The organism is Agromyces cavernae (assembly GCF_021044935.1).
Classification (GTDB): Bacteria; Actinomycetota; Actinomycetes; order Actinomycetales; family Microbacteriaceae; genus Agromyces; species Agromyces cavernae.
The window spans coordinates 382452-407235 of sequence record NZ_JAJNMP010000002.1; the positions used below are offsets into that span (position 1 = coordinate 382452).

26 protein-coding genes, 2 tRNA genes and 1 pseudogene are annotated in these 24784 nt (G+C 68.8%); 8 read left to right on the plus strand and 21 right to left on the minus strand.

Going from position 1 to position 24784, the window contains the following annotated elements; genetic code table 11:
* Positions 1-65: 65 nt before the first annotated feature.
* Positions 66-1268 carry a glycoside hydrolase family 3 N-terminal domain-containing protein gene (locus LQ757_RS07880; protein WP_231046674.1) on the minus strand — a complete coding sequence of 401 codons (1203 nt, stop codon included), beginning with the start codon at positions 1266-1268 and terminating at the stop codon, positions 66-68.
* Positions 1269-1389: 121 nt separating this feature from the next.
* Here LQ757_RS07880 and LQ757_RS07885 point away from each other — a divergent pair, with 121 nt between their 5' ends.
* The 5 genes from LQ757_RS07885 (at position 1390) to LQ757_RS07905 (ending at position 6407) form a co-directional block, all read left to right on the plus strand.
* The gene (locus LQ757_RS07885; RefSeq protein ID WP_231046675.1) at positions 1390-2214 is read left to right on the plus strand and encodes an oxygenase MpaB family protein; all 825 of its coding nucleotides are present in this window, start codon (positions 1390-1392) and stop codon (positions 2212-2214) included.
* Positions 2211-2705: an Lrp/AsnC family transcriptional regulator gene (locus LQ757_RS07890; protein WP_231046676.1), complete on the plus strand. Its 495-nt coding sequence runs from the start codon at positions 2211-2213 to the stop codon at positions 2703-2705. Before LQ757_RS07885 ends, LQ757_RS07890 begins: the two co-directional genes overlap by 4 nt.
* 107 nt (positions 2706-2812) lie before the next feature.
* On the plus strand, positions 2813-3946 hold the full coding sequence (gene pdhA, locus LQ757_RS07895) for a pyruvate dehydrogenase (acetyl-transferring) E1 component subunit alpha (protein WP_231046677.1): 1134 nt from the start codon (positions 2813-2815) through the stop codon (positions 3944-3946).
* Entirely contained in the window at positions 3943-4971 is a 1029-nt protein-coding gene (locus tag LQ757_RS07900) for an alpha-ketoacid dehydrogenase subunit beta (protein ID WP_231046678.1), read from the plus strand. The genes pdhA and LQ757_RS07900 overlap by 4 nt, the downstream gene beginning before the upstream one ends.
* Positions 4968-6407, plus strand: coding sequence for a dihydrolipoamide acetyltransferase family protein (locus LQ757_RS07905; protein WP_231046679.1), 1440 nt, complete (start codon positions 4968-4970; stop codon positions 6405-6407). Before LQ757_RS07900 ends, LQ757_RS07905 begins: the two co-directional genes overlap by 4 nt.
* Positions 6408-6448: 41 nt before the next feature.
* Here the strand turns inward: LQ757_RS07905 and LQ757_RS07910 are convergent, their stop codons facing one another.
* Positions 6449-6949 carry a hypothetical protein gene (locus tag LQ757_RS07910; RefSeq protein WP_231046680.1) on the minus strand — a complete coding sequence of 167 codons (501 nt, stop codon included), beginning with the start codon at positions 6947-6949 and terminating at the stop codon, positions 6449-6451.
* Between the two features lie 104 nt (positions 6950-7053).
* Positions 7054-7551, minus strand: a complete 498-nt coding sequence (locus tag LQ757_RS07915) for a glutathione peroxidase (RefSeq protein WP_308195587.1) — start codon at positions 7549-7551, stop codon at positions 7054-7056.
* A 177-nt stretch (positions 7552-7728) separates the two neighbouring features.
* On the opposite strand from LQ757_RS07915, the gene LQ757_RS07920 reads away from it, so the two are divergent.
* Positions 7729-8004 (plus strand): hypothetical protein, encoded by a 276-nt coding sequence (locus tag LQ757_RS07920; RefSeq protein WP_231046681.1) that lies wholly within the window; start codon positions 7729-7731, stop codon positions 8002-8004.
* An 85-nt stretch (positions 8005-8089) separates the two neighbouring features.
* Positions 8090-8236 (plus strand): annotated as a pseudogene (locus LQ757_RS07925) (catalase); the annotation flags it as partial.
* Positions 8237-8270: 34 nt separating this feature from the next.
* On the opposite strand, the gene LQ757_RS07930 reads toward LQ757_RS07925, so the two are convergent.
* The 17 genes from LQ757_RS07930 to rplU form a co-directional block, all read right to left on the minus strand.
* On the minus strand, positions 8271-9539 hold the full coding sequence (locus LQ757_RS07930) for an aminotransferase-like domain-containing protein (RefSeq protein WP_231046682.1): 1269 nt from the start codon (positions 9537-9539) through the stop codon (positions 8271-8273).
* Complete coding sequence (locus LQ757_RS07935; RefSeq protein WP_231046683.1) at positions 9532-10527, minus strand: NAD(P)/FAD-dependent oxidoreductase; 996 nt, start codon at positions 10525-10527, stop codon at positions 9532-9534. The genes LQ757_RS07930 and LQ757_RS07935 overlap by 8 nt, the downstream gene beginning before the upstream one ends.
* Before the next feature lie 2 nt (positions 10528-10529).
* Positions 10530-11195 carry a methionine ABC transporter permease gene (locus LQ757_RS07940; protein ID WP_231046684.1) on the minus strand — a complete coding sequence of 222 codons (666 nt, stop codon included), beginning with the start codon at positions 11193-11195 and terminating at the stop codon, positions 10530-10532.
* The gene (locus LQ757_RS07945; protein WP_231046685.1) at positions 11189-12208 is read right to left on the minus strand and encodes a methionine ABC transporter ATP-binding protein; all 1020 of its coding nucleotides are present in this window, start codon (positions 12206-12208) and stop codon (positions 11189-11191) included. The genes LQ757_RS07940 and LQ757_RS07945 overlap by 7 nt, the downstream gene beginning before the upstream one ends.
* Before the next feature lie 78 nt (positions 12209-12286).
* The gene (locus LQ757_RS07950; RefSeq protein ID WP_231046686.1) at positions 12287-13243 is read right to left on the minus strand and encodes a MetQ/NlpA family ABC transporter substrate-binding protein; all 957 of its coding nucleotides are present in this window, start codon (positions 13241-13243) and stop codon (positions 12287-12289) included.
* Between the two features lie 424 nt (positions 13244-13667).
* Positions 13668-13741 (minus strand) — tRNA-Met (locus LQ757_RS07955).
* A 419-nt stretch (positions 13742-14160) separates the two neighbouring features.
* Positions 14161-14367 carry a helix-turn-helix transcriptional regulator gene (locus LQ757_RS19530; protein ID WP_372459640.1) on the minus strand — a complete coding sequence of 69 codons (207 nt, stop codon included), beginning with the start codon at positions 14365-14367 and terminating at the stop codon, positions 14161-14163.
* Between the two features lie 162 nt (positions 14368-14529).
* Positions 14530-14605: transfer RNA gene (locus LQ757_RS07960), tRNA-Ala, on the minus strand.
* Between the two features lie 92 nt (positions 14606-14697).
* On the minus strand, positions 14698-15060 hold the full coding sequence (gene rsfS, locus LQ757_RS07965; RefSeq protein ID WP_231046687.1) for a ribosome silencing factor: 363 nt from the start codon (positions 15058-15060) through the stop codon (positions 14698-14700).
* A gap of 44 nt (positions 15061-15104) precedes the next feature.
* A complete protein-coding gene (locus LQ757_RS07970) occupies positions 15105-16289 on the minus strand; it encodes a hypothetical protein (protein WP_231046688.1) in 1185 nt (394 codons plus the stop codon).
* Complete coding sequence (gene nadD, locus LQ757_RS07975) at positions 16286-16885, minus strand: nicotinate-nucleotide adenylyltransferase (protein ID WP_231046689.1); 600 nt, start codon at positions 16883-16885, stop codon at positions 16286-16288. Before nadD ends, LQ757_RS07970 begins: the two co-directional genes overlap by 4 nt.
* A gap of 16 nt (positions 16886-16901) precedes the next feature.
* On the minus strand, positions 16902-17123 hold the full coding sequence (locus tag LQ757_RS07980) for a hypothetical protein (protein ID WP_231046690.1): 222 nt from the start codon (positions 17121-17123) through the stop codon (positions 16902-16904).
* A 51-nt stretch (positions 17124-17174) separates the two neighbouring features.
* Positions 17175-18443, minus strand: a complete 1269-nt coding sequence (locus LQ757_RS07985; protein WP_231046691.1) for a glutamate-5-semialdehyde dehydrogenase — start codon at positions 18441-18443, stop codon at positions 17175-17177.
* Positions 18444-18493: 50 nt separating this feature from the next.
* The gene (gene proB / locus LQ757_RS07990; RefSeq protein ID WP_231046692.1) at positions 18494-19276 is read right to left on the minus strand and encodes a glutamate 5-kinase; all 783 of its coding nucleotides are present in this window, start codon (positions 19274-19276) and stop codon (positions 18494-18496) included.
* Positions 19273-20853: a GTPase ObgE gene (gene obgE / locus LQ757_RS07995; protein ID WP_231046693.1), complete on the minus strand. Its 1581-nt coding sequence runs from the start codon at positions 20851-20853 to the stop codon at positions 19273-19275. The genes proB and obgE overlap by 4 nt, the downstream gene beginning before the upstream one ends.
* Positions 20854-20925: 72 nt before the next feature.
* The gene (rpmA, locus tag LQ757_RS08000; RefSeq protein WP_130352862.1) at positions 20926-21183 is read right to left on the minus strand and encodes a 50S ribosomal protein L27; all 258 of its coding nucleotides are present in this window, start codon (positions 21181-21183) and stop codon (positions 20926-20928) included.
* A 27-nt stretch (positions 21184-21210) separates the two neighbouring features.
* Entirely contained in the window at positions 21211-21519 is a 309-nt protein-coding gene (gene rplU / locus LQ757_RS08005; protein WP_231046694.1) for a 50S ribosomal protein L21, read from the minus strand.
* 236 nt (positions 21520-21755) lie between these two features.
* On the opposite strand from rplU, the gene LQ757_RS08010 reads away from it, so the two are divergent.
* Positions 21756-22049, plus strand: a complete 294-nt coding sequence (locus tag LQ757_RS08010; protein ID WP_231046695.1) for a DUF4031 domain-containing protein — start codon at positions 21756-21758, stop codon at positions 22047-22049.
* Here the strand turns inward: LQ757_RS08010 and LQ757_RS08015 are convergent.
* On the minus strand, positions 22041-24662 hold the full coding sequence (locus LQ757_RS08015; RefSeq protein ID WP_231046696.1) for an Rne/Rng family ribonuclease: 2622 nt from the start codon (positions 24660-24662) through the stop codon (positions 22041-22043). The genes LQ757_RS08010 and LQ757_RS08015 overlap by 9 nt on opposite strands.
* Positions 24663-24784: the final 122 nt, after the last annotated feature.

The window sequence follows — 24784 nt, forward strand, 5'->3', positions numbered from 1 at the left end:
GAGATTCGGTGATTATTCCCGCCGGCGCGCAGTTCCTTCCGGTGAACTCGCGATCCGGTCGCGGATCAGGCGACGGCGAGGGTACGACGCAGCGTCAGGATTCGCTCGACGGCGTCGTCGAGCCGATCCGTCGTGATGCGGCCGTCGTCGATGGCCGCGATGATCGATGAGACGAGCCCGTCGACCGAGATCCCGAACTCAGACGGATCGGCCGGAAGCACGTACAGCAGCAGGTCGCCGCCCGCCGCGACCGCCCGGACCGCATTCTCACCCGGGTCGGCGAACTCGGCCAGCCCGTTGTGCTGCAGCATGAGCATGTCGTCGGTGACGACGACCCCGTCGAATCCGAGTTCCTCACGCAGGATGCGGTGCCACTCGGCCGAGAGCGACGCCGGCGCAGCGTCGACCGACGGATAGGCGAGGTGCCCCGTCATCACGAGCTCGGCGCCCGCGTCGATGCCGGCGGCGAACGGCAGGGCAGGGCCGGCGCGCCACTCGTCGAGCGAGAGCGGCGCGGCCGGAATGCTGGAGTGCGAGTCGCCGGGTGCGGCGCCGTGTCCGGGGAAGTGCTTCAGCGTGCTCGCGACGACCCCCCGTTCGCCGGCGACCGCGGCGGCGACGCGATCGGCCGACCCGGCGGGATCGGTGCCGAGCACCCGGCCGTGGATGAACGAGCTCGCGTCGGCCGTGACATCGGCGATGACGCCGAAGTTCACGTTCGCTCCACCCGCAGCGACGCTCGCCGCACGCGCGGCGAACGCTTCTCGCGCGGCCTCGGGCGGAGCGTCCCGCAGCGTGTCGGCGCTCGCGGCGGTGTCCCAGCCGAGTCTCGCCACCTCGCCGCCTTCCTGGTCGACGCCGAGCAGCGGCGGGAGCTCGGGGTCGGCGACCGTCGCCGCGGTCAGCGAGGCGAGGGATGCCGCGTCGCCCGCGATGTTGTCGCCCATGAGGATGAGGCCCGAGACGCCCTCCTCGATGTACGACCGCAACGGTGCCGGGTCGACGCCCGGAGCGTGCAGCATGAGCAGCGCGGCCGCTTTCTGATCGACCGACATCGAAGCCATGCGATCGTCGACCCAGGCCGCGATCGGGTCGAGCGGCGTGGGCGTCGGCGTGGGCGTCGGGGTGGGCGTCGGAGTGGCCGCCGCCGTCGCCGAAGGCGAGGGAGCCGGTGACGACGGTGCGAACGGGGCCGCCGACGCGCAGCCGCTCAACGCGACGACGAGCGTCGCGATCATGATCGGCAGAGCCGCACGGGTCGATCGCACCAGCAGAGTGTACGCTCCGTCCCCGGCACGCGGCTGAGCGGGTGTGCCGGCCGGCACGCAAAAGCCCACGAGTCATCCGCTGTCATGCGCGGGCGCTCTCCGTGGCGTACAACTGGTACTCATGCACGACCACGAACGAGACCTGTACCGGCGCCATGCCGCGGAGGGGGTGCTGCTCCTCGGCGGCGGGGCGGCGATCCTGCTCCAGCTCGCCGATCCCCGGGTCGCCCGCGGCGTCGCGATGCACAGCGACTTCCGCGACCGGCCGCTCGATCGACTTCAGGGAACCCTCGACTACGTGTACGCCGTCAGCTTCGGCGACGACGAAATGGTGACGGCCGCGGTACGCGCGGTGAACGCCCGGCATGCGCCGGTCCGTGGCCCGGCCGACGACGGCGAGCCGGCATACAGCGCTTTCGACGCCGATGCGCAGCGCTGGGTCGCCTCGACGCTGCTCGCCTCCGCGCTCACCCTCCACGAGCGCCTCCAAGGGCCGCTCGAGACCGAGACGGCCGACGCGATCGTCCGCAACTATCGGTTGTTCGGATCGAGGTTGCAGGCGTCGAGGGAGGGCTGGACCGATTCGCGCGCCGAGTTCGACGCCTGGTGGGAGGAGCGCGTCGCCGCCCTGCAGGTCGGGAACGACGCGCGAGCCGTCGCGCGATCGCTCCTCTGCGGGACATCCGCCCTGCCGTTCGGATCGCGTGCCGTGCTTCCCCCCATCCGCCTGATCACGGCCGCGCTCCTGCCGCCCGCGATCCGCGACGCCTACGGCTTCACGTGGACGCCGCGCGCCAGTCGCACGGCCGACGCATGGCTTCGCGCGATCGCGATCGTCTGGCCACGGCTCCCCCGCGTCGTCCGGCACGCGCCGCTGCACGCATCACTCCGACGCGTCGAGCGCCGCAGCCGGTACGCTGGGCTTGAGCCACGAGGACGACGATGACCCAGCAGATTCCGCACCGCAGCGAGGCGCTCGACAACATCGATCGACGCATCGTCGCCGAGCTGAGCCGCGACGGCCGGCTGTCGGTCCGCACCCTCGCCGAGCGGGTGCACATCTCACGCACGGCCGCGCACAATCGGCTGCAGCAACTGCAGCAGCGCGGCGTCATCACGGGGTTCGGCGCCCAGATCGATCGCAAGGCGATCGGCCTGCACATCTCCGCACTCGTGGTCGTGCGCATCGGCGAGGTCTCGTGGGAGTCGATCGCCGAGAAGCTCGCGACGCTCCCGTTCGTCGAGAAGGTGCAGGCGGTGTCGGGCGACATCGACATCATCCTCACGGTGAGCGCGCCCGATCACGAGCAGCTCAGCCAGGCGATCCTTCGCGACATCCACGACATGCCCGGCGTCGTGTCGACGAGGTCGCACTTGATCCTCGAGGAATTGGAGGGGCATCCGCCCGCTCAGACGCTGGACATCTGGCGCACCTGATCGCATTTCGGCGGACGAATGGCACCCTGTTCACGCCGCTGAGGCCGATCGTTCACGGTTGCTCGCGCGACCGTCCGGAGCGCGTCAAGATGGCGCACGATGGCTGCATGAGCCTCAATGTCGAGCATGCCCCGATTCGCACCCTCCCGTCCGCGAAGCCGCTGCGGCTGCTCGACAATGCCGGTCACGCGCTGACCGGTGCCGCCACCGGCGGGTTCACGCTTCCCGACCGTGAGACCCTGCTCGACCTGTACCGCAAGATGGTCATCGCCCGTCGATTCGACGTGCAGGTCACCGCGCTCACCAAGCAGGGTCGCCTCGCGACCTACCCCTCGGCGTACGGCCAGGAGGGTTGCGAGATCGGCGCGATCTCCGCGATCGGCTCCGACGACTGGTTCTTCCCCACGTACCGCGACTGCGTCGCGCTCATCACCCGCGGCCTCGAACCCGGCGAGATCCTGCAGTCGTTCCGCGGCGACTGGCACAACGGCTACGACCAGCACGCGTATCGCACGGCCGCACAGGCAACGCCCCTCGCCACGCAGGCGCTGCATGCCGTGGGCCTCTCGCACGCGGCGCGCCTGCGGCACGACCCGATCGTCGCGATGACGTTCCTCGGCGACGGTGCCACGAGCGAGGGCGACGCCCACGAGGCCTTCAACTTCGCCGCCGTCTGGCAGACGCCGACCGTGTTCGTCGTGCAGAACAACCAGTACGCCATCAGCGTGCCGCTCTCGCGCCAGACGCACGCGGCCACCCTCGCCGACAAGGCCGTCGGCTACGGCATGCCCGGTTACCACGTCGACGGCAACGACGTCGCCGCGATGTACGCGGTGACGCACGCCGCCGTCGAACGCGCCCGAGCCGGCGGCGGGCCGACCCTCATCGAGGGCGTCACCTACCGCATCGAATCGCACACCAACTCCGACGACCCCACCCGCTACCGCCAGGCTCGCGAGGTCGAGCACTGGAAGCGCCGCGACCCCATCGAGCGGCTCGAGAAGTACCTCGTCTCCGAGGGGGCGCTCAGCGAGACGGTGCGTTCCGAGATCACGGATGCCGCTGAAGCGCTCGCGGCGAAGACCCGCGAGGTCATGTCGGTCGAGGCCGAGCCCGACCCGCTCGAACTGTTCGATCACGTCTACTCGCGCCCGCGCACCGCCCTGCTCGAGCAGCGGTCGGCTCTCGAGGCCGAGCTCGCCGCCGGCGCGTTCGCCCAGCACGAGGCGGGAGACCGATGAACGCCGACACGACCACTGCCCCTCCGGCCGCGGCCGAGGCACCCGCCCCGACCCAGCTGACGATGGCCGGCGCGCTCAACGCCGCGCTCCGCGATGCGATGGCGGCCGACGACCGTGTGATCGTCTACGGCGAGGACGTGGGTCCGCTCGGCGGCGTCTTCCGCGTGACCGACGGACTGCAGGCGCAGTTCGGCGACGACCGCATCTGGGATTCGCCGCTCGCCGAGTCGGGCATCGTCGGTACTGCGATCGGCATGGCGATGTACGGCATGCGGCCGGTCGTCGAAATGCAGTTCGACGCGTTCAGCTACCCGGCATTCGAGCAGATGGTGTCGCACGTCGCGAAGATGCGCAATCGCACGAGAGGGCGGGTCACCCTGCCGATGGTCGTGCGCATTCCGTGCGCCGGTGCGATCGGCGGAGTCGAGCACCATTCCGACTCGTCGGAGGCGTACTGGACCTCGACGCCCGGACTCACGGTGGTGATGCCGTCGAACCCGGCCGACGCGTACTCGATGCTGCGCGAAGCGATCGACAGCGACGACCCCGTCGTGTTCATGGAACCCAAGAGCCGCTACTGGTCGAAGGCTCCGCTCGCGCTGCCGGTGACGACGGCGCCGATGGATCGCGCCGAAGTCGTGCGCGAGGGCACCGACGTCACGCTCATCGCCTACGGCCCCACGGTGCGCACGGCGCTCGAGGCGGCCGATGCCGCGGTCGACGAGGGGCTTTCGATCGAGGTCGTCGACCTGCGCAGCCTCTCGCCGTTCGACGACGAGACGGTCGGGGCATCCGTTCGGAAGACCTCACGCGCGGCAGTGATCCACGAGGCGGCGCAGTTCGGCGGCTATGGCGCCGAGGTCGCAGCCCGGGTCACCGAGCGCAACTTCCACCACCTCGCGGCGCCCGTGCTGCGCATCGCGGGCTTCGACATCCCGTTCCCCTCGCCGAAGCTCGAGGAGTACCACCTGCCGACCGCCGACCGCGTGCTCGCCGCCCTCGACACCTGGGAGTGGGACGCATGAGCCGCGAGTTCATCCTGCCCGATCTCGGCGAGGGACTCACCGAGGCCGAGATCGTGGCGTGGCTGGTCGCGCCCGGCGACGAGGTCGCGATCGACCAGCCGGTCGTCGAGCTCGAGTCGGCGAAGTCGGTCGTGCAGCTGCCGACGCCGTTCGCCGGTGTCGTCGAGTCGCTCGGCGGCGAGGTCGGCGAGGTCATCCACGCGGGCAGCGTGCTCATGACGCTCGCCGCCGTCGGCGCAGCGCCCACGGCCGAGGCGGAGGCCGCTCCCACGGTCGAGGCGACGACGGATGCCGCGGCCGCGCCGGTCGCCGCCGAGCCCGGCATCGCCGTGCCGACCGAGACCGCCACCGAGGAGTCGGGAGCCGTGCTCATCGGCTACGGCACCAGGCAGACCACCGTCGCCAAGCGCCACGCGTCGGCCCCCGCGCGCTTCGGACGAAAGCCGGCTGCCGGCGGCGGCTCGAATGCGCCTCGTACCGCGTCGGGCGGCTCGCGGCTGGACGCCGGCCGCCGCTCCCCCGTCGTCTCGCCGATCGTGCGACGAATCGCCCGCGAGCACGGATTCGACGCGAGCCAACTCGACGGGTCGGGGCCCGACCACCTGGTCATGCGGCGCGACGTCGAATCGTTCATCAGCGACGAGTTGGCCGCGACCGCGGCGCCGGGCGCGACATCCGCCGTGCCCGTCGCTGCGGCGACGGAACCGGCCGCGACGCCCGCGCCAATCCCGCCGTCGCCCGCCGCGGGTGATCGCCGCGTACCGCTCGATCGAACCTCGCGCGCAGCCGCCGCGCACTTCTCGCGCTCGCGGCGAGAGATCCCCGAGGCGACCGTGTGGATGGACGTCGACGCCACCGAACTCCTCGCGGCCCGCCGCCAGCTGAACGAAGCCACGGGCGAACGCTACGGCGTCACGGCCCTCGTCGCGCGATTCGTCGTCGCCGGACTCCGCAGGCACCCGTCGCTCAACTCGAGTTACGACGCCGAGCGCGAAGAGCTCGTACTGCACTCAGCCGTGAACCTCGGCCTGGCCGCGCAGACGCCGCGTGGCCTGCTCGTGCCCGTCGTGCACGGCGCAGAACGGATGTCCCTGCGCGAGCTGCGCGATGCGATCGGCGCTCGCTCGGAGCAGGCCGCTGACGGCGCCTTCCCGCCCTCGGCGCTCACCGGCGGCACGTTCACGCTCAACAACTACGGCACCCTCGGCGTCGACGGATCGGCCGCGATCATCAACCACCCCGAGGCGGCGATGCTCGGCATCGGGCGACTCGTCGAGCGCCCCTGGGTGGTCGACGGGCAGCTCGCGGTGCGAACGGTCACCGAGTTGACGATCTCGTTCGACCATCGCGTGTGCGACGGCGCCGAGGCGGCCGCGTTCCTCACGTTCGTGGCGCGCTGCATCGAGCGGCCGGTTTCGGTGCTCGCCGACCTCTGAGACGACGGTGCCCGGCCGGCTCGCTCGTCAGCGTGGCCTGCTCAGAAGAACTCGTCGGGAGTACCGGCCGCCCGCTCGACATCGCGGGTGTTCTGCCCGGCGGACCGGAGTTTCGCGACGGCGACACGCAGGCCGGACTCCATCTGCGCCGCCCACGAGTCGGACTCGCGCGCGCTCGCCTCAGCCGCCCTGGCCCTCGCCTCGGCGGCGTCGGCCGCATCACGCGCGTCGCGCACCTGACGAAGTGCGAGGGAGATGCCGTAGTACGCCGCGACCATCGTCGCGATCGGGGCGGCGATGATCGCCAGGGCACTGATCGCCTCACCGGTCGGGCTGAACGCGATGAGCAGCGCGAAGGCGAGGAAGAGCACGACGATCGCCGTGAGCACGACGAGCATGAACCGCAGGTCCCGGCTCCACGCATGCGGCTGGGCTTCTGGGGCGGGCCGAGCCGACGGTGCCGCCTCGGGCTCAGTCGCGTTGCCGAGACCGGGGTCCTCCATCAGTTCGGTTTCGATCGGACGTGTGTAGGCATCGGACATTCGCTACCCCTGCTCCCCTGGTATCGGATCGACCCCCCAATTGTGGGCCGCGTCTCACGGCGGGGTCAAGGAACCGCGCCGCGCCCGGACAGCACGGGAACGAGTCAGGCGGCGCGCCGCTCGCCGAGCCCGCGCTCGATGGCGGCGATGACCTCGGGAGCGTCGGGCTGCGTCGCCGGACGGAATCGCTGCACTTCGCCATCGGGCTGGATGACGAACTTCTCGAAGTTCCACTTCACGCGGCCGGCCTTGCCCGAGGCATCGGGCACCTTCGTCAGCTCGGCGTACAACGGGTGCCGATTGCGCCCGTTGACCTTGGCCTTCGCCATCAGCGGGAACGAGATGCCATAGGTCGTGGAGCAGAACTCCTTGATGTCGTCGGCACCGCCGGGCTCCTGCCCGGCGAACTGGTTGCACGGGAACCCGAGCACGGTGAACCCGCGGTCGCCATACTCGCGCTGCAGCGCCTCGAGCTTCTTGTACTGCGGCGTCAGGCCGCACCGCGAGGCGACGTTCACGACCATGACGACGTCATCAGCGTATTCCGCGAGCGTTGCAGGGTCGCCGTCGATCGTCGTCAGCGGGATGTCTCGGATGTCCACGTGCTCCAGCCTAAGCGCTGCCCATGGCGCGACCGGCGATCTGGGGAGACTCCCGGTCGAAGATCAGCCGGTGGAAGCCGGTGCGTCGCCGAACGCAGGTGGAGCACCTTCGGGCGTTGGCGTGTCGCGAAACTCGCGCGTATCATTCGAACACCTGTTCGAATTCGGAGGCTCCTGATGCTCCTCGCGCAACCCACACCTGTGGCCGTATGGCTCGACGCCGCCGATCGCCCGGTGCGGCTCGTCTACCGGGGCGCCCGGTACACGACGATCGACCAGCCGACGCCGCTGCCCCAGGACATCGACTGGCCACCCGGGATCACCCATCCGCCGACCGAGCCGCGCACCCCCGGTTGGCGACTGACGGCGCGCTCGACGGCGACCGGGGAGACACTCGTGTTCGACCTCCGCCAGGGCGCAAGCGGATGGCAGGTGGAGCAGGTCTACTCCTGATGGACCGAGGCGAATGGCCGGACTGCTTGTAGTTCACGAGCACGAACGCGAATGACCGGCCCTGTAGGCGCGGGTCATTCGAGGGGTGTGGCCGCACAGCGACTACCCGCTCAACCCCGTCGGCACGCTCACGCTGAACCGCAACCCGCGGAACTTCTTCGCTGAGACCGAGCAGGCCGCGTTCTCGCCCGGCAACACGGTGCCCGGCATTGCGATCAGCTCCGACAAGATCGGCGCCGGGGTGCGGTGACCCGATGGCACATCGGTCACGACGACGCCCGCCCCCGGAGTCCGCTGAGGGGCGTCGTCGCATCCCGAATGCTTCGAAGTCGAGAGCCCGGAGCGGGCGTTCGCATCTCCCAAGCTCGGTGCAGGCGGTCCGCCGCTTCCTCGAGTTGAGTGCTCGTCAGCTCGCTGAACGAGAGTCGCAGGTAGCCGCGGAAGCGCTGTTCGGTTCCGGCGGCGAACCACTCTCCTCGCTGATAGAACACCCCTTCCTCTTGGGCGAGGTCGTGGAGGCGGTCGAAATCCGTGCCCCGATCCATGAACTGAGCCCAGAGGAAGAAGCCGCCTTGGGGCTCGGTGAGCCGAACCTCGTTGCCGAACCGCGTCAGCAAGGCTGAACCTAAGACTGCCGCCTTCTTGGCATAGTGCGCGCCGGCGTTGGCGAGCGAGTCAACGTACTCCGGCCGCCGCACGATGCGTAGGGCGATCTCCTGGAGCACCCCGCTCGTCTGGCCGTCGAGCCGGTTGCGGAGTTTGATGAATTGCTCCGCGAGGTGGGCGGGGACGACGTTCCATCCGAGACGCAAGGCTGGTCCAAGTGTCTTCGAAAACGAGTTCACGGCGACCACGCGCTCGGCGTCCAGCAGCCGTGACCGATTTGCGCTTGTTCGCGGCTCGAATGGAAGGTCGCGGTACGGGTCGTCGAAGATGATCGTGAAGCCGTATCGTTCGGCAAGCTCGGCCAGCTGGGCCTCCCTGCCGGGGCTGAGCGTTGCACCTGATGGGTTCTGGAAGGTCGGTACGGTGAAGAGCGCATTCGGGCGAAGGCCGGATCGGAGCAGGGTTGCGAGTTCGTCTACGTCGATGCCGGCGCCGTCGACTCGCACCGGGACGACGCGGACCTCGAGCAGGTCGAGCAGCCTGAGGAACAGCGGATAGACCGGGTCATCGACGATGATCGTGTCTCCGTCGTCGAGGGTGCCGAGGACGGCGAGGGCGAGGCCGTGCGCGCCACCGGAGGTGATGATCACGCGAGTGGGATCCACGCCTTCGCGTTCGCCGAGCCAGGAACGCAACGCTGGGATGCCGGGCGCAGGAACGTAGCGTAAGGATGCCGCAAAGTCGGCAGCGCCCGTGAGGTCTTCGACGGCATCGCGGTAGAGGGCGACCGGGAGCACCGCGGGGTCGGGGTTCCCGCCGCCGAGATCAAGGCTTCCGGCACGGTGGCGGATGAGGCTTGCGTCACCGAAGCCGCTTCGGCCCGGCAGTGAGGAGAGGAGCCTGCTCGCTCCGGCGTTCGCGTCAACCATCAGTTCTCCTTGGCGGTTTGAGGTGGGAGTAGGGCCGGTCCGGCCGGAAGGGGTCGAGCTCATGGCTGCGGATGCCTCGAAGTTCGTCGACGACGAGCTCAGCTAGAACCGGGGCGAGCGTGACACCGCTGTGCGACAAGAGAATGTATACGGATGGCGCGACCCACCCGGTCACGGGAAGCCCGTCGAGCGCTTGTGGCCGGTTCGCTGCCCTGATCTCGAGGAATCCCGCGTCGTTCAGCTCGAGGTTGTGCTCCACTGCCCGTGCCCGGAGTTCTGGCCAGACATGCTCCCGCGTGAGCGGAAGACGTTTCGCTGCGAGACTGCGCTCGAGTGCGAGGGATTGGAGGGCGATTCGGTTCCCACCGTCTGGGCGGATGTTCAGCAGGTCCGATGCGTGGATCGTCCCGAGCTTCGCTTTGGTCGACGCTCGCAGGACGAACCCTGCCGGCCCAGTCGCGTCGCCGAGGACTCCAGGACCTTCGGTGATGCCTGCAAGCAGGACCGGTGAGTCGACACCCGCGGCGATGATCACCCGATCGACTCGAAGGTCCTCGCCCGTGTCGAGGCCGACCTGGACCGAGCAGGCGCGATCCGTCGTGGTTTTGAGGCAGCTGACTGTGACTCCGAAACGTGCCGTGCCTCCGGCCGAATGCAGCGACCCGAGCTGTGCGTTTGCGAACGCTTCAGTGTCGACGTAGCCGTCATCGGGGTAGCTCTGGGCGTCGAATTGGGCGCTGACGGGATGGAACCATCGGTTTCCCGCGTGCGCCGTACGACCGAGCTCGTTGAGCGCGGCGTAGGCGTGCGGGTGCTTGTCATGGGCATTCACCCAGGCGAAGCTTGCGGCGCTCGCACCGCGGCACGGTTCGGCCTCGCGTTCGATGAGGGTCACCTCGAACCCGGCCGCGGCGGCCTCAGCAGCAACACAGACACCGAGAACCCCTGCGCCGATGACGACGACGGTTGGTGCGGAGGGTCCGGTCATCGTCAGTCGATGAAACGGTGGGCGAGGCGGTTCCCAGCGAACTGCACGAGCTGGACGAGGCCGATGAGCACCACGATGATCAGGATCATGACCGGATAGTCGAAGCGCTGATACCCGTACGTGAGCGCGAGGTTGCCGAGACCGCCGCCGCCGACAGCGCCAGCGACCGCTGTCGCGTCGATCAAGGCGACGAAGATGAATGTCAACGACAGCAGGAGCGGCCCGAGGGCCTCTCGCATGACGAAGCCGAAGAGGATGTGCAGCGGACGCGCGCCGGCCGCGGTGGCGGCTTCGACCACTGCCGGGTCGACCGCGACCAGGTTGGTCTCGGCGACCCGGGCGATGCCGACGGAGGCGGCGATGGTCAACGGCAGAATCGCAGCCGACGGGCCGATGCTCGTTCCGATGAGTGCCCGTGTCACTGGTGTCAGTGCGATCAGCAGAATGATGAACGGAATCGGCCGCAAGGTGTTCACCATCATGTTCAGGGCGGTGTGTGCAACGCGGTTGTGGAGCAGCTGCCCCGGCCTGGTCGCGAAGAGGAAGATGCCCAGGGTGAGTCCGACGATGGCGGCGAGGAAGAAGGACAGGCTCACCATGAACAGCGTCTCAGCGAGCGCTTTGGCGACCTTCGGGATCACGACGTCGAGCTCCAGCTCGTTCACCATTCCGTGACCACCACCCGGTCAGCGAGCTCAGTCACGAATCGATCGAGGTCAGCTGCGTCACCGAGGAGGGCGAGATTGAGCTGACCGTACGGTTGGTCTTTCACTCGCGCGACAGCACCCTGGATGATGGTGAAGTCGATGTGGTGCTGGCGTGCGAGGCGGCTGATCACCGGGTCATCGTCCAGGTGTTGGCCGACCGCTACGGAGATCCTTCGCCCACGGAATTGGTTCCGCAGGCTCGACTTCTCACCCTCGGTGAGGGCGGTGCGCGTGTACGGTCCGACGAGAGCCCCGCTCACCGGGTGGTTCGGTTGTGCGAGGATCTGGTGGATGTCACCGGTTTCGACGACCCGGCCGTCGCTCAGGATCGAGACGCGATCCGCGAGACGACCGATGACGTCCATCTCGTGGGTGACGACGACGATAGTGATGCCAAGCTGGTCATTGACCGAGCGCAACAGGTCGACGATCTCGGTCGTCGTCTGCGGGTCGAGGGCGCTCGTTGCCTCGTCCGCAAGAAGAATCGACGGGTTGTTCGCGATGGCGCGCGCGATGCCGACGCGCTGCTTCTGCCCGCCCGAGAGCTGCCGTGGCCGGGCGAATGCCTTGCCACCGAGACCGACGAAGTCGAGGAGCTCGGCGACGCGGTTCCGAATCGCCTGCGACTTCCAGCCGGCGAGCTTCAACGGCGTTGCGATGTTCCCATAGACGGTTCGAGAGTTCCAGAGACCGAACTGCTGGAACACCATCCCGATCCTTCTCCGCAGTTCGCGAAGTTCGTTCGCGTCCAGCGCGCCGATATCGACGCCGTCGACGAACACCTTCCCAGAGGACGGCCGCTCAAGCCCGTTGATGGTGCGCAGCAGCGTGGACTTGCCCGCTCCAGAACGTCCGATCAGTCCGTAGATCTCACCAGCGTTCACGGTGAGGTTGATGTCATCGAGGGCCATGGATTTCGTGCCGTTGACAGTGAATTCCTTGGACACTCCGCTGAGGCGGATGCGTTGGGTCATGGTCCTGTATCTCACGGGGCGTTCGATGAGTGGACGGCTCGGTGCGGGGCGAATACGGTTCGCCCCACACCGGCGAGGTCACTGTTCGGTCAGGTCGGCGAGAGCCCTGCGGAGGTCATCGACGGGCAGCTCAACGATGGTGGCCTCCCCGCGCTTCTCCTCTTCAAGCGCGGCGACGACGCGCTCGTCACGGTAAGTCTTCTCGAGGAGCGCCCAAGCCGGGTTCTCGATGTTGTCCGCACGGGTTGCGACGACGATCGCGTACGGACTGGAAGTCTTCGCGGTGGCGTCTTCCAGTACGAGCGCGTCCTCGCTGGTCACCCCGAGTGCGGGGTCGAGGTCATCAGCGCCGAGAACCACCGCGCTGATGGTCGGGTCCGAGTACGCGGTCTGAACGGACTCGTGTGCGATGCGGACCAGTTCGATGTTCCGCGGGTTCGCGCTGATGTCTTCTTCCGTGGGAAAGACACCTGCGTCGTCGGAGACTTCCAGGACGCCTGCTGTCTCCAGGATGAAGAGGGAACGTGAGAAATTCGCCGGATCATCCGGAACCGCAACACGAGCACCTTCTGGCAGCTCCTCCGCCGCAGCGTAGTCCTGCGAGAACAGCCCCCACGTCGAGATCACCGTCGAGAACAGCGGGGTGATGTCCTCGTCGTTCGCACCGTTGAACTGGCTGAGCCAGGCCACGTGCTGGAACGAGTTCGCGTCGACCTCCCCCTCCACAAGGGCGGTGTTGGGAAGGTAGGGGTCGTCGAAGTTGATGAACTCGATGGCCAGTCCGTTCTCCCGGCCGACTTCGACGATGGCGTCCTGGAAGTCACTCTGAGCGGTGTCAGCGATCTTCAAGGCGATCAACTCGCTGCCCCCTCCCTCGGCATTCGCAGCCGAGTTCTGCAACGCGACGGCCGTGATGATTCCCGCGGCGAGCACGGCCACTGCGCCCGCCGCGATGATCGCGCCGATCTTCCGACGCTTCTTCCGAGATTCGAGATGCGCGTCGATCTCAACACTGCTTGACGGGTCGTTGGACATTCTGGGCTCCTTCTGGGCGGCGGGGGGGGCAGCCCGCTTCCGCTCCCGGGCGTCTGTATATGCTCGGGTCGGTGGGCGGGTCAGGTGGATCTGGGCACCACGCTACGGAGGCGGATCGGTGCGCACGGCCCTCCGTGTAAGGCGCGGTAACGGTCGGTCACCAGGGGTAGGACACCGTCAAACGAGGTAACACCGAATCCGCGACGACGATCCAAGACGCCACCGTGATACCCGAAGACCACGCACGCGCACGCGAGAATCGGGCGTGCGTACAGACCAGTGGTCACTGGCAGTTGCGACGGTGCGCACCGACGTGTCGTACGTCAGCGGTCATGTCCACACGAGCTTTCGCCGGCGCCGTTCTTGCGAGGCATCAGCTTCCGCCCAGTCATGCCCGGATCGGGATGTCGGCAGCCGGGCTCCGACGCGACGGCAGGATTCGAACCTGCGAATAACGGGATATGAGTCCGTCCCCTTCGGCCGCTTGGGTACGCCGCGATGCCCCAACCGTAGAACGACGCCAACCAGATGACACCACGATGACGAACGACTGCTCCGTGTTGCCACGCGTTGCAGCGCCGCAGACTCGGATCAGCGGCGCCGACCAGTGTCGCGCAACGATCACAACATGAGCTGAACAGCCATCCACGCGTGTGGCGGCGACCCAACGGGGCCGCCGCCACAGTCGTGTCTGTTGCTTCGGCGCGGCGACCGCGGACCTCGCGCACGCGGAGCGTGCCGTAGCTGCCGTCGAGGCGCCGGAAGCGCAGCGCGCGGCGCACCCGCCCGTAGGGTAGGTCTTGATACGTGATCTCGCCATACGAGCCTGGCGCGAGTTTGTTGCGTGCCATCAGTGGCGCCCTCGGTCAGAGGAGATGGGCACGATCGAGCTGGTCACCGTCGGTCCGTTCGAGACTTCAGCCACACCTCGACGTTCGCGTTCGGCTGTAGCGGAGGTGCTTGCCGAGCTTGGTGGCCTTCGGGCCAGTGCCCCCGAGATGCCAGTGGCAGATCGTCTCTTTTGAGAGCTGCAGATACTCCGCAAGCTCGTCGATTGTGAGATAGTCCCCGAGCCTCTCGATGAATCGAGCCGGCGGAGCGGTGAATGGAACGGATGTGCTCATACTCCTTAGGAGTGCGGCACAGACCCCGGTTGTTCGCTGTCCGCCGTGATCCGTTGTGGATCGCTGTGGGACGCGGGACGTTCTGAAAAAGGCCCCAAAAAGGCCCCAAGTGCCCTAGATAACGAAAAGAACCCCTGAGAACTTCCGTTCATCAGGGGTTTTTGGTGGATCTGAGGGGACTCGAACCCCTGACCCCCTGCATGCCATGCAGGTGCGCTACCAGCTGCGCCACAGACCCGTGCGCCCCGTTCGGGGCAACGAAACGAGCTTACACCAGCCCGTGCCCGCGAACGAAATCGAGGGCGCCTCAGCCGGGCGAAGCCCGTCGCTTCAGCTACTCGTCGCCAACAGCGGTGCGACCGGGAGCGCCGGGCAGTCCGCCCAGAGCCGCTCGAGCCCGTAGTACATGCGCTCTTCGCGGTGGAAGACGTGCACGACGAGATCGTCGAAGTCGAGGAGCACCCAACGGCCCGCATCGTGCCCTTCGCGGCGCCCGGCGCGGCCGAGCACCTCTTCGATGGCATCGGCGATGGCGACGACGTTGCGTTCGGAGTTGCCCGTGGCGAGGAAGAACACGTCGGCGAACGGAAGCGGGCCCGAAACGTCGAGGGCGACGAGGTCTTCGCCGCCCTTCGCGTCTGCGGCCCGCGCCGCAAGGGCGAGGGACTCGAGTGCCTGGTCGGATGCGGTCATACGCTCATTTCCGGTCTGCATTGGCTGTCGATCGGTGCCGAGGCTCAGAACAGGCCAGCGACTGCACCGATCACGAGGGTGGCGACGACGCCGAGCGCGAGCACGCCGGCGGTCACGGCGAGCACGAGCGGAACGTTCATGCCCTCCTTCTTGGGCGGGGCGATCATCGCACGGGACGCCCCCTGGGTGCTGATCGCCCGGGTCGCCGCGACGGGCGCGACGCCGGTGCCGACGTCTTCGACATGATCGAACAGACGGTCGACGTCGGAGGAGTCGATCTGGCTCGGGTGAACCCCGGTGGCCCCATAGCTGCGGGGCAGGTCGATCGATCCGGTGGCGATGATCTCGCCGGCGTTCGTGATCTGGTTGCCGAGCGGCCCCTGATCGGGCAGGGACGGGAGGATGAGCGCATTCGTCGTCGTGGGGACGCCGTGGCTGAGCGCTCCACGCGAGAGCAGCTGGTCGAACGGCTCGGGTTCATCGATCGGCACATTGAGCTGCGATGTCCAGTGACCGGCGTTCGGCGCGGACGCAGGATCGGCGGCGTGCGGGGTCGCGACGGGTTGCGGCGAGCCCGGTGCAACCGGCGACGAGGAGATCGGTGCAGCCGGCATCGGTTCAGCGGGCATCGGTGCAGCCGGCATCGGTGCAGCGGGCATCGGTGCACCAGGCGCTGCCGCAGCAGCCGGCTGCGAAGCCGCAGCCGCCGGGTGCGCAGTGGGCGCAGGAGGAGCGGCCGGAGGCTGGGCGATCGCCTCGACCTCGTCGTCGAACTCGTCGAGCGGACCGCCGTCGAGCATCGCCCGAAGTTCGCGACGGGTCAGCGTGCGCTCGGGCGTCGCCGCCGAGATCGGAGCCGCCGGCGTCGGGTCGGCGGCAGGTGCGACCGGTCGCGGTGAGAACGGATCGTACTGCGGGGCGGGAGCCGGGGCCGAAGGCGCCCCACCGAACGGCGAACCCTGAGGCACTGGGAATCCGCCGGCCGTGCGGGGCGGAGCGAACGTCGGCGCCGTCGCCGGGCCGCTGAGGGCCTGCTGCGACGGTGCGGGCGGCGTGCTGGCGGGGACTGGAGGGCTCGCGGGGGCGGGCGGCGTGAACGGTGCAGGTTGCACTGCAGGCACCGCCTGCACCTCGGGTTCTGGGGTCGCCGGACCCGTCTGCTGCTCGAGCAGACGCTCGCGTTCACGCATTTCGCGGCGCGTGAGCGGCGGTTCCTGCGACGACGTCATTCGACACTCCGGTAGAGATGGTGCTTGGAGATGTACTGGACGACCCCATCGGGCACCAAGTACCACACCGGGAAACCCCGGCGCACCCTGCTCCGGCAATCGGTCGACGAGATCGCAAGCGCCGGAACTTCCAACAAGCTTACGTCCTGCTCTGGCAAACCCGAAACGGACAGCACATGTCCCGGGCGACTCACAGCAACGAAGTGCGCGAGGTCCCAGAGCTCGTCGACGTCTTTCCAGGCCAGGATCTGCGCGATCGCATCGGCGCCAGTGATGAAGAAGAGATCGGCGTCGGGACGCTCATCGCGGATGTCGCGGAGCGTGTCGATCGTGAACGTCTCTTTCGGGCGATCGATGTCGACGCGGCTCGTCGTGAAGCGTGGATTCGACGCCGTCGCGATGACCGTCATGAGGTACCGGTGCTCGGCCGGCGTCACGACGGTCTTGTAACTCGGCTGCCCAGTCGGGACGAAGATCACCTCGTCGAGCTCGAGCGACTGCGCGACCTCGCTCGCCGCGACCAGGTGGCCGTGGTGGATCGGATCGAACGTGCCGCCCATGACCCCGATGCGTGGTCGGCGGGGCTCGCCCGTCATCGCGCGATCGCCAGCCTCAATGGCCGCCGTGTGCGTCTCCGGAGTGGCGGGCGGCGTAGGCCTCGGCCTTGGCGTGGTGACGGTTGGCGACGTCGCGGTACGAAGCGACGACGAACGCGAGGATGGCGAAGATGACGAGCGCGACGAGCCCGTACAGCCACGAGTCCATCGGCAGGTGCCTTGCGTGCACCGTCTCGGTGAGCACCGTTCCGGTCAACGCTGCGGTGGTGAGGCTCATTCGCCGTTCCTTTCGAATCCTGCGGGTGTCGCTCGTGACAGTCTAGCGAGGTCAGGCACGCACGTGCCCGGCGCCGCGCACGATCCACTTCGTGCTCGTGAGTTCGGGCAGCCCCATCGGACCGCGGGCGTGCAGTTTCTGGGTGGAGATGCCCACTTCGGCACCGAAGCCGAACTCGGCGCCGTCAGTGAACCGGGTCGAGGCGTTCACCATGACCGCCGCCGCGTCGACCTCGTTGAGGAACCGTTCGGCATTGCCGAGGTCGTTCGTGATGATCGACTCGGTGTGCTTGGTCGAATACCGCCGGATGTGCGCGAGGGCATCGTCGAGCGAGTCGACGATGCCGACCGAGATGTCGAGGCTCATGTGCTCGGTCGCCCAGTCCTCGTCGGTGACGGGCAGCGCCTCGGGTCGCAGCGCGCGTACGCGTTCGTCGGCGTGCACGGTGACGCCGGATGCCTCGAGCCGGTCGATGACCGAGGGCAGCAGCCGCTCGGCGGCGTCGCGGTGCACGAGGAGCGTCTCGAGGGCGTTGCAGACACTCGGCCGCTGCACCTTGGCGTTGTGCACGAGGTCGACCGCCCACTGTTCGGGCGCCGACTCGTCGAGGAACATGTGCACGACCCCCGCACCCGTCTCGATGACGGGTACGCGTGCTTCATCGACGACCGCGCGGATGAGGCCCGCGCTGCCGCGCGGGATGAGCACGTCGACGTAGTCGCGGGCCTGCATCAGGTGTCGGGCACCGTCGCGGCCGAAGTCGTCGACGGTCTGCACGGCCTCGGCCGGAAGCCCGACGGCGTCGAGAGCGCCGCGGAGCACGTCGATGAGCACCCGGTTGGTCTGCTCCGCCGCGCTGCCGCCGCGCAGCACGACCGCATTGCCGCTCTTCAGTGCGAGCACGGCGATGTCGATCGTCACGTTCGGACGTGCCTCGTAGATCGCGCCGACGACCCCGAGCGGCACGCGCACCTGATCGATGCGGACTCCACTCGGCAGGGTGCGGCCGCTGACCGTCTCGCCGATCGGGTCGGTGAGGCCGATGACCTCGAGCACGGCGTCGGCGATCGACGCGATGCGCCGCTCGTCGAGCGTGAGCCGGTCGAGGAGCCCCTCGGCCAGACCCGACACTCGACCCGCGTCGAGATCGAGCTCGTTCGCGGCGACGATGTCGGTCGCGCGGGCGCGCAGCAGTGACGAGACCTGCTCGAGTGCCGCGTCCTTCTCGGCGGTCGTCGCACGGGCGAGCCGGTACGACGCCTGCTTGGCCGCGGCAAGGCGTTCGTCGAGCACGGTGGTGTCGAGGGCGGTCTGCTCCATGGATCCAGCCTACGGCGCGCCGTGACGTGCGATCGCCGTGTGACGAGGGGTCAGGGGGCGGGTTCGAACCAGGTGCCGACCTCGCGGCCCGCCAGGGCGTCGTCGACGAGTGTCGTGGCGGTGATGAGCACGGCAGTGCCGGCCTCGGCCGCGATGCGTGCGGCGGACACCTTGGTCTCGGCTCCCCCGGTGCCGACCCCCGCGCGACCGACCGAACCGATCTCGACCCCGGCGAGCTCATCACCGTAGGGCACGTGCGCGATGCGCTCGGCTCCTTCGAGGTGCGGCGGTCTCGTGTACATCGCGTCGACGTCGGAGAGCAGCACGAGCAGGTCGGCGCCGATGAGCTCGGCGACGAGGGCCGCCAGCCGGTCGTTGTCTCCGAATCGGATCTCGTGGGTGGCGACCGTGTCGTTCTCGTTCACGATCGGCAGGATCCGCAGCGCGAGCAACCGATCCATCGCACGCTGGGCGTTCAGCCGAGGCGTCTCGTGCTCGAGGTCGCCCGCGGTCAGCAGCACCTGGCCGGCGAGCACCCCATATCGGTCGAGGCTCGTCTGGTAGCGCCACATCAGCACGTTCTGCCCGACCGCCGCCGCGGCCTGCTGCGTGGCGAGGTCGGTGGGTCGCCCGCCGAGGCTGAGGAACGGGATCGCCGTGGCGATGGCACCCGACGAGACGAGCACGACCTCGGCGCCGCGCGCGTGCGCCGTGGCGAGCGCGTCGACGAGCGGGGCGATCTGGTCGGCGTTCTCGCCGCTGATCGACGACGAGCCGACCTTCACGACGATGCGGCGAGCCGTGGGGATCTCGGCGCGGGAGCGCGGAGTCACCGTTCGCCCTCGCCCGTCGCGTCCTCCGAACCGGTCTCGACCGGAGCATCGGCATCGGTGGCGGAGTCGGACATCGCGGGCTCGTCCGCCCACAGCCCCGCCTCGCGCTCGCGCTGCAGCTCGGCCCGTGCCTCGGCCTTCGCGTCCATGCGCTCGTGGTACTCGCTCTTGCGCTCGGCGCGCGTTGCGCGACGGTTCTCGTCGAGCCTCACGTCAGTGCCGCGCGGCGCGGTGATGAGCTCGGCGGTCGAAGTCAGCGTCGGCTCCCAGTCGAAGACGACGCCAGAGCCCTTGCCGATGACGACGGTCGATCCTGCGACGGCACCCGCGCGCACGAGTTCGTCTTCGACGCCGAGCTTCGCGAGCCGGTCGGCGAGGAAGCCCACCGCCTCGTCATTGGTGAAGTCGGTCTGCTGAACCCATCGCTCGGGCTTCTTGCCGAGCACCCGGTAGAGCGTGCCGTAGCTGCCACCCTCGGCGCGCACGGTGAATCCGGGGTCGTTGACGAACCTCGGGCGAATGACGATGCGTTCGGCGACGGGCTCGGCAGCGGCATCCGCCCGTGCCTGGTCGACCAGTTCACCCAGCGCGAATCCGAGCTGACGCAGGCCTTCGTGGCTCACGGTCGAGATCTCGAACACGCGGTAGCCGCGCGCCTCGAACTCGCCGCGCACGAAGTCGGCGAGCTCACGCGCCTCGGGCACGTCGATCTTGTTGAGGGCGATGAGCTGCGGGCGTTCGAGCAGCGGCAGCTGCCCCTCGGGCACGGGATAGGCGGCGAGCTCGGCGAGGATGACGTCGAGGTCGGTGACCGGGTCGCGCCCAGGCTCGAGCGTCGCGCAGTCGACGACGTGCAGCAGGGCCGAGCAGCGCTCGACATGGCGCAGGAACTCGAGTCCGAGCCCCTTGCCCTCACTGGCGCCCTCGATGAGGCCCGGTACGTCGGCGACGGTGAAGCGGTGGTCGCCTGCCTGCACGACGCCGAGGTTCGGGTGCAGCGTCGTGAACGGGTAGTCGGCGATCTTGGGCCGCGCCGCGGAGAGGGCGGCGATCAGGCTCGACTTGCCGGCCGAGGGGTATCCGACGAGCGCGACATCGGCGATGGTCTTCAGCTCGAGCGTGACCTCGGTCTCGTCGCCGAGCGTTCCGAGCAGGGCGAAGCCCGGCGCCTTGCGCTTCGTGGTCGCGAGCGCGGCGTTGCCGAGGCCTCCGAGGCCGCCCGCAGCGGCGACGAATCGCATGCCGGGCTCGGTGAGGTCGGCGAGTTCGTTGCCCTCGTCGTCCTTCACGACCGTGCCGATCGGCACGGGAAGCTCGAGGGTCTCGGCCATGGCGCCCGAACGGTTGTCGCCCATGCCCGGCTGCCCGTTGTCGCTGGAGCGGTGCGGGCGGCCGTGATACCCGAGCAGCGTCGTGACCTGGGGGTCGGCGACGAGCACGATGTCACCGCCGTTGCCGCCGTTGCCGCCATCGGGCCCGCCGAGCGGCTTGAACTTCTCACGACGGACCGAGACGCACCCGTTGCCGCCGTGACCGGCGCGCAGGAACAGCGTCACCTCGTCGACGAAGCTGACCATTCCGCACCCCTCCTTCTGATGAAAACACGTGAGGGCGAGCCGAAGCCCGCCCTCACGAAGACCGTCGGTCGACTATTCGCCGGCCGCCACGATGTTGACGACCTTGCGGCCGCCCTTGTTGCCGAACTGCACCGCGCCGGCCTCGAGCGCGAAGAGGGTGTCGTCGCCACCGCGACCGACGCCCGCACCCGGGTGGAAGTGCGTGCCGCGCTGGCGGACGAGGATCTCGCCGGCGCTGACGACTTGGCCGCCGAAGCGCTTCACGCCGAGGCGCTGGGCGTTCGAGTCACGACCGTTGCGAGTGGAGCTCGCTCCCTTTTTGTGTGCCATGTCTGATTCTCCTTGCGGGCCGCTGGGCTACTTGATGCCGGTGATCTTGACGCGCGTGAGCTCCTGACGGTGGCCCTGGCGCTTCTTGTAGCCGGTCTTGTTCTTGAACTTCTGGATCACGATCTTGGGGCCGCGAAGGTCGTTGAGGACCTCAGCCGTGACGGTGACCTTCTCGAGCGACTTGGCGTCGGAGGTGATCTTCTCGCCGTCGACGAGGAGCACCGGGGTGAGCTGGACCTTGCCGTCCTTGTCAGCCTTGATGCGGTCCATCGTCACGATGGTGCCGACTTCGACCTTCTCCTGCCGACCGCCGGCGCGCACTACTGCGTAAACCACTACTCGTACCTATCTCTGGGGAACCTGGCGGTTCCGACTGTCTGATGGGGTGTCACTGCGCGGGACCCCAGCGGGAAGGAGGGTCGTCACTGCCAGAAAACTGTGTTGCAGAACGTCTGCAGACGGGCGCGCCGGGATAAGCGGCGGCACCAACGGTCGAGTTTACCGGATGACCCGGGGCCGTGCAAACGCGCGTCACCCCGGCGAGTCGCGCGCGCCCCGCGTAGGATCGCGGCATGACGGTGCTCATCGACACGCCGCTCTGGCCCAAGCACGGCACCGTGTGGTCGCACCTCGTGAGCGACGTCTCGGTCGATGAGCTGCACGCGTTCGCGCGGCGCATGGACGTGCCCCCGCGCGCGTTCGACCTCGACCACTACGACGTCCCGATCGAACGGTACGACGAACTCATCGCCGCGGGCGCCGAAGCGGTCTCGCCGCGCGAGCTCATCGTGCGCCTTCGCCGTAGCGGCCTTCGGGTGACCCCGCGAGAGCGACGCGCGCGCAATGGGCGCGACGCGTCACTCTGAGCGGTCGGATGCCTCGTCGGCGCGGTCGCCGTCGGCTCGGGTGATGACGGGGACGGCACTGCCGCCGCTCAGCGCCCCGGTCGACACCCGACGGCTGCGGGCGCGACCCTCGCCGGCCTTCTTCGGCGCGGGAAGCGCGTCGAGCACCGAGTCGAGGAGCACCTCGGCCTCGGGCACCCGTGCCGGCCGCTTGCGGTCGACGGCGGGTGCGGGCAGGTCGATGATGGGCACGTCGGAGACGCCCGGCTCGGCAGGCGAAGGCTCGGCAGCGGGCACGTGGACGGATGCGTCGGGCTCGGCCGGTGCGTCGGCACGCGGCGCAGCGGGCGTTTCGGTCGGGCTCGAGACCGTCTCACCGGCACCCTGCTCCTGCGTCACCCGACGGTGACGACCGCGTCGACGGCCCCCGGTCGACTCGACCGGCTTCTGCTCGGGCGCGGTCGATGCCGCGGTTTCGCTCGACGCCGCAGCAGGGGCATCTGCCGTCTCGGCCTTCGGCTCGCCGTGCGGAATCGTCGAAGCGGCGATCTGTGCGAGCGCGTGCTTCACGTCTTCGGTGATCGCGTGCGTGCCCGTGTGCGGCGCGGTCGACGCTGCAGGCTGCGACTGCTGCTGGCTGCCGCCACGGCCACGGCGGCGCTCGGGCTGCTGCGGAGCGCGGTGCTTCAGGATGGGCTCGTGGTGCACGATGATGCCGCGGCCTGCGCAGACCTCGCAGGGCTCGCTGAAGGTCTCGAGCAGGCCGAGACCGAGCTTCTTGCGGGTCATCTGCACGAGGCCGAGTGACGTGACCTCGGCGACCTGGTGCTTGGTGCGATCCCGCGAAAGGCACTCGACGAGGCGGCGCAGCACGAGGTCGCGGTTGGACTCGAGCACCATGTCGATGAAGTCGACGACGATGATGCCGCCGATGTCGCGCAGGCGCAGCTGGCGGACGATCTCTTCTGCCGCCTCGAGGTTGTTCTTGGTGACGGTCTCTTCGAGGTTGCCGCCCGAGCCGACGAACTTGCCGGTGTTCACGTCGACGACGGTCATCGCCTCGGTGCGGTCGATGACGAGCGAGCCGCCCGAGGGCAGCCACACCTTGCGGTCGAGCGCCTTCTCGATCTGCTCGCTGATGCGGAACTCGTCGAACGAGTCGCGCTCGCCCGCGTAGGCCTCGACCCGATCGAGCAGGTCGGGCGCCACGGCGCGAAGGTACTTCTCGATGGTCTGGCGCGCACCGTCGCCCTCGATGACCATCTTCTGGAAGTCCTCGTTGAAGACGTCGCGCACGATCTTGATGAGGAGGTCGGGCTCGGAGTGCAGCAGCGCCGGCGCCTGCACCTTCTCGAGGGTCGACTGCACGTCGGCCCACTGCGCGATGAGACGGTTGACGTCGAGCGTCAGCTGTTCTTCGGTCGCACCCTCGGCCGCTGTGCGCACGATGACGCCCTGGTTCTCGGGGAGCACCTCTTTGAGGATCTTCTTGAGACGCGCACGCTCGGTGTCGGGCAGCTTGCGGCTGATGCCGTTCATCGATCCGTTCGGCACGTACACGAGGTAGCGGCCGGGCAGTGAGACCTGGCTCGTGAGGCGCGCACCCTTGTGGCCCACCGGGTCCTTCGTGACCTGCACGAGCACTCGGTCGCCGGGCTTGAGCGCCAGTTCGATGCGGCGGGGCTGGTTCTTCTCGCCGTTCTCGGCGGCGGCGTCCCAGTCGACCTCGCCCGAGTAGAGCACCGCGTTGCGGCCTCGGCCGATGTCGACGAAGGCGGCCTCCATCGACGGGAGGACGTTCTGCACACGGCCGAGGTACACATTCCCGATGAGGGATGCGTCTTGGTTGCGGGCGACGTAGTGCTCGACGAGCACGCCGTCCTCGAGCACGCCGATCTGGATGCGGCCGCCCTTCTCGCGCACGACCATCGAGCGGTCGACCGACTCGCGGCGCGCCAGGAACTCGGCCTCGGTGATCACTGCGCGCCGGCGACCGGCGTCTCGGCCGTCACGCCGGCGCTGCTTCTTCGCCTCGAGGCGCGTCGAGCCCTTGACCTTCTGCGGCTCGGTGATGAGCTCGGGCTCGCGGGGCTTGCGCACCTTGACGACGTTGTTGGCGGGCTCGTCTGCGGCGGGGCGACCCTCTTCGCCGCTGCGGCGACGGGTGCGGCGGCGCACGCTCGACGACTCGTCGGGCGCAGGCTCGCCGCGATCGGCGCGCTCGGGCCTTTCGGCCGGGACGAGCACGGGCGGAGCGTGGAAGATCAGCGACGTGGTCGTCAGCATGGTCGGGATCGGCGAGACCGGCGCCGCAGCGTCGTCGGCGACGACTGCGCCGGCATCTTCGGTCACGGCAGGTTCGTCGGACGGCTCCGTTTCGGATGCCTCGGCCTGCACCTGCTCATCGACCGGGGCGATCTGCTCGGAGCCGCTGCGCCCCTCGTCCGCGGCGGCCTCGTGCGCCGCCGATTCGCGAGTCGGGACATCCGCCTCGATGACGGGCTGCGGCTCGGCCGGAGGCGTCTCGACGGACTTGCCGCGCCCTCGCCGTGACCCGAAGAGGCCACCGCGTCGCCTCGGAGCGTTTCCGCGCGAGTCGGGTTCGTTCGTGTTCTTCTCGTTGCCTTCCACCATCTCTGGTGCACTCCTACGCCGGTTGCGACGGCCGCGCCGTCGTTCCGTACTCTCTCGAGCGGTGCTGCGCCATGCGCAGCCCCGCCAATCCTTCATCACTGCGACCGGCAGGTTGCCTGTGT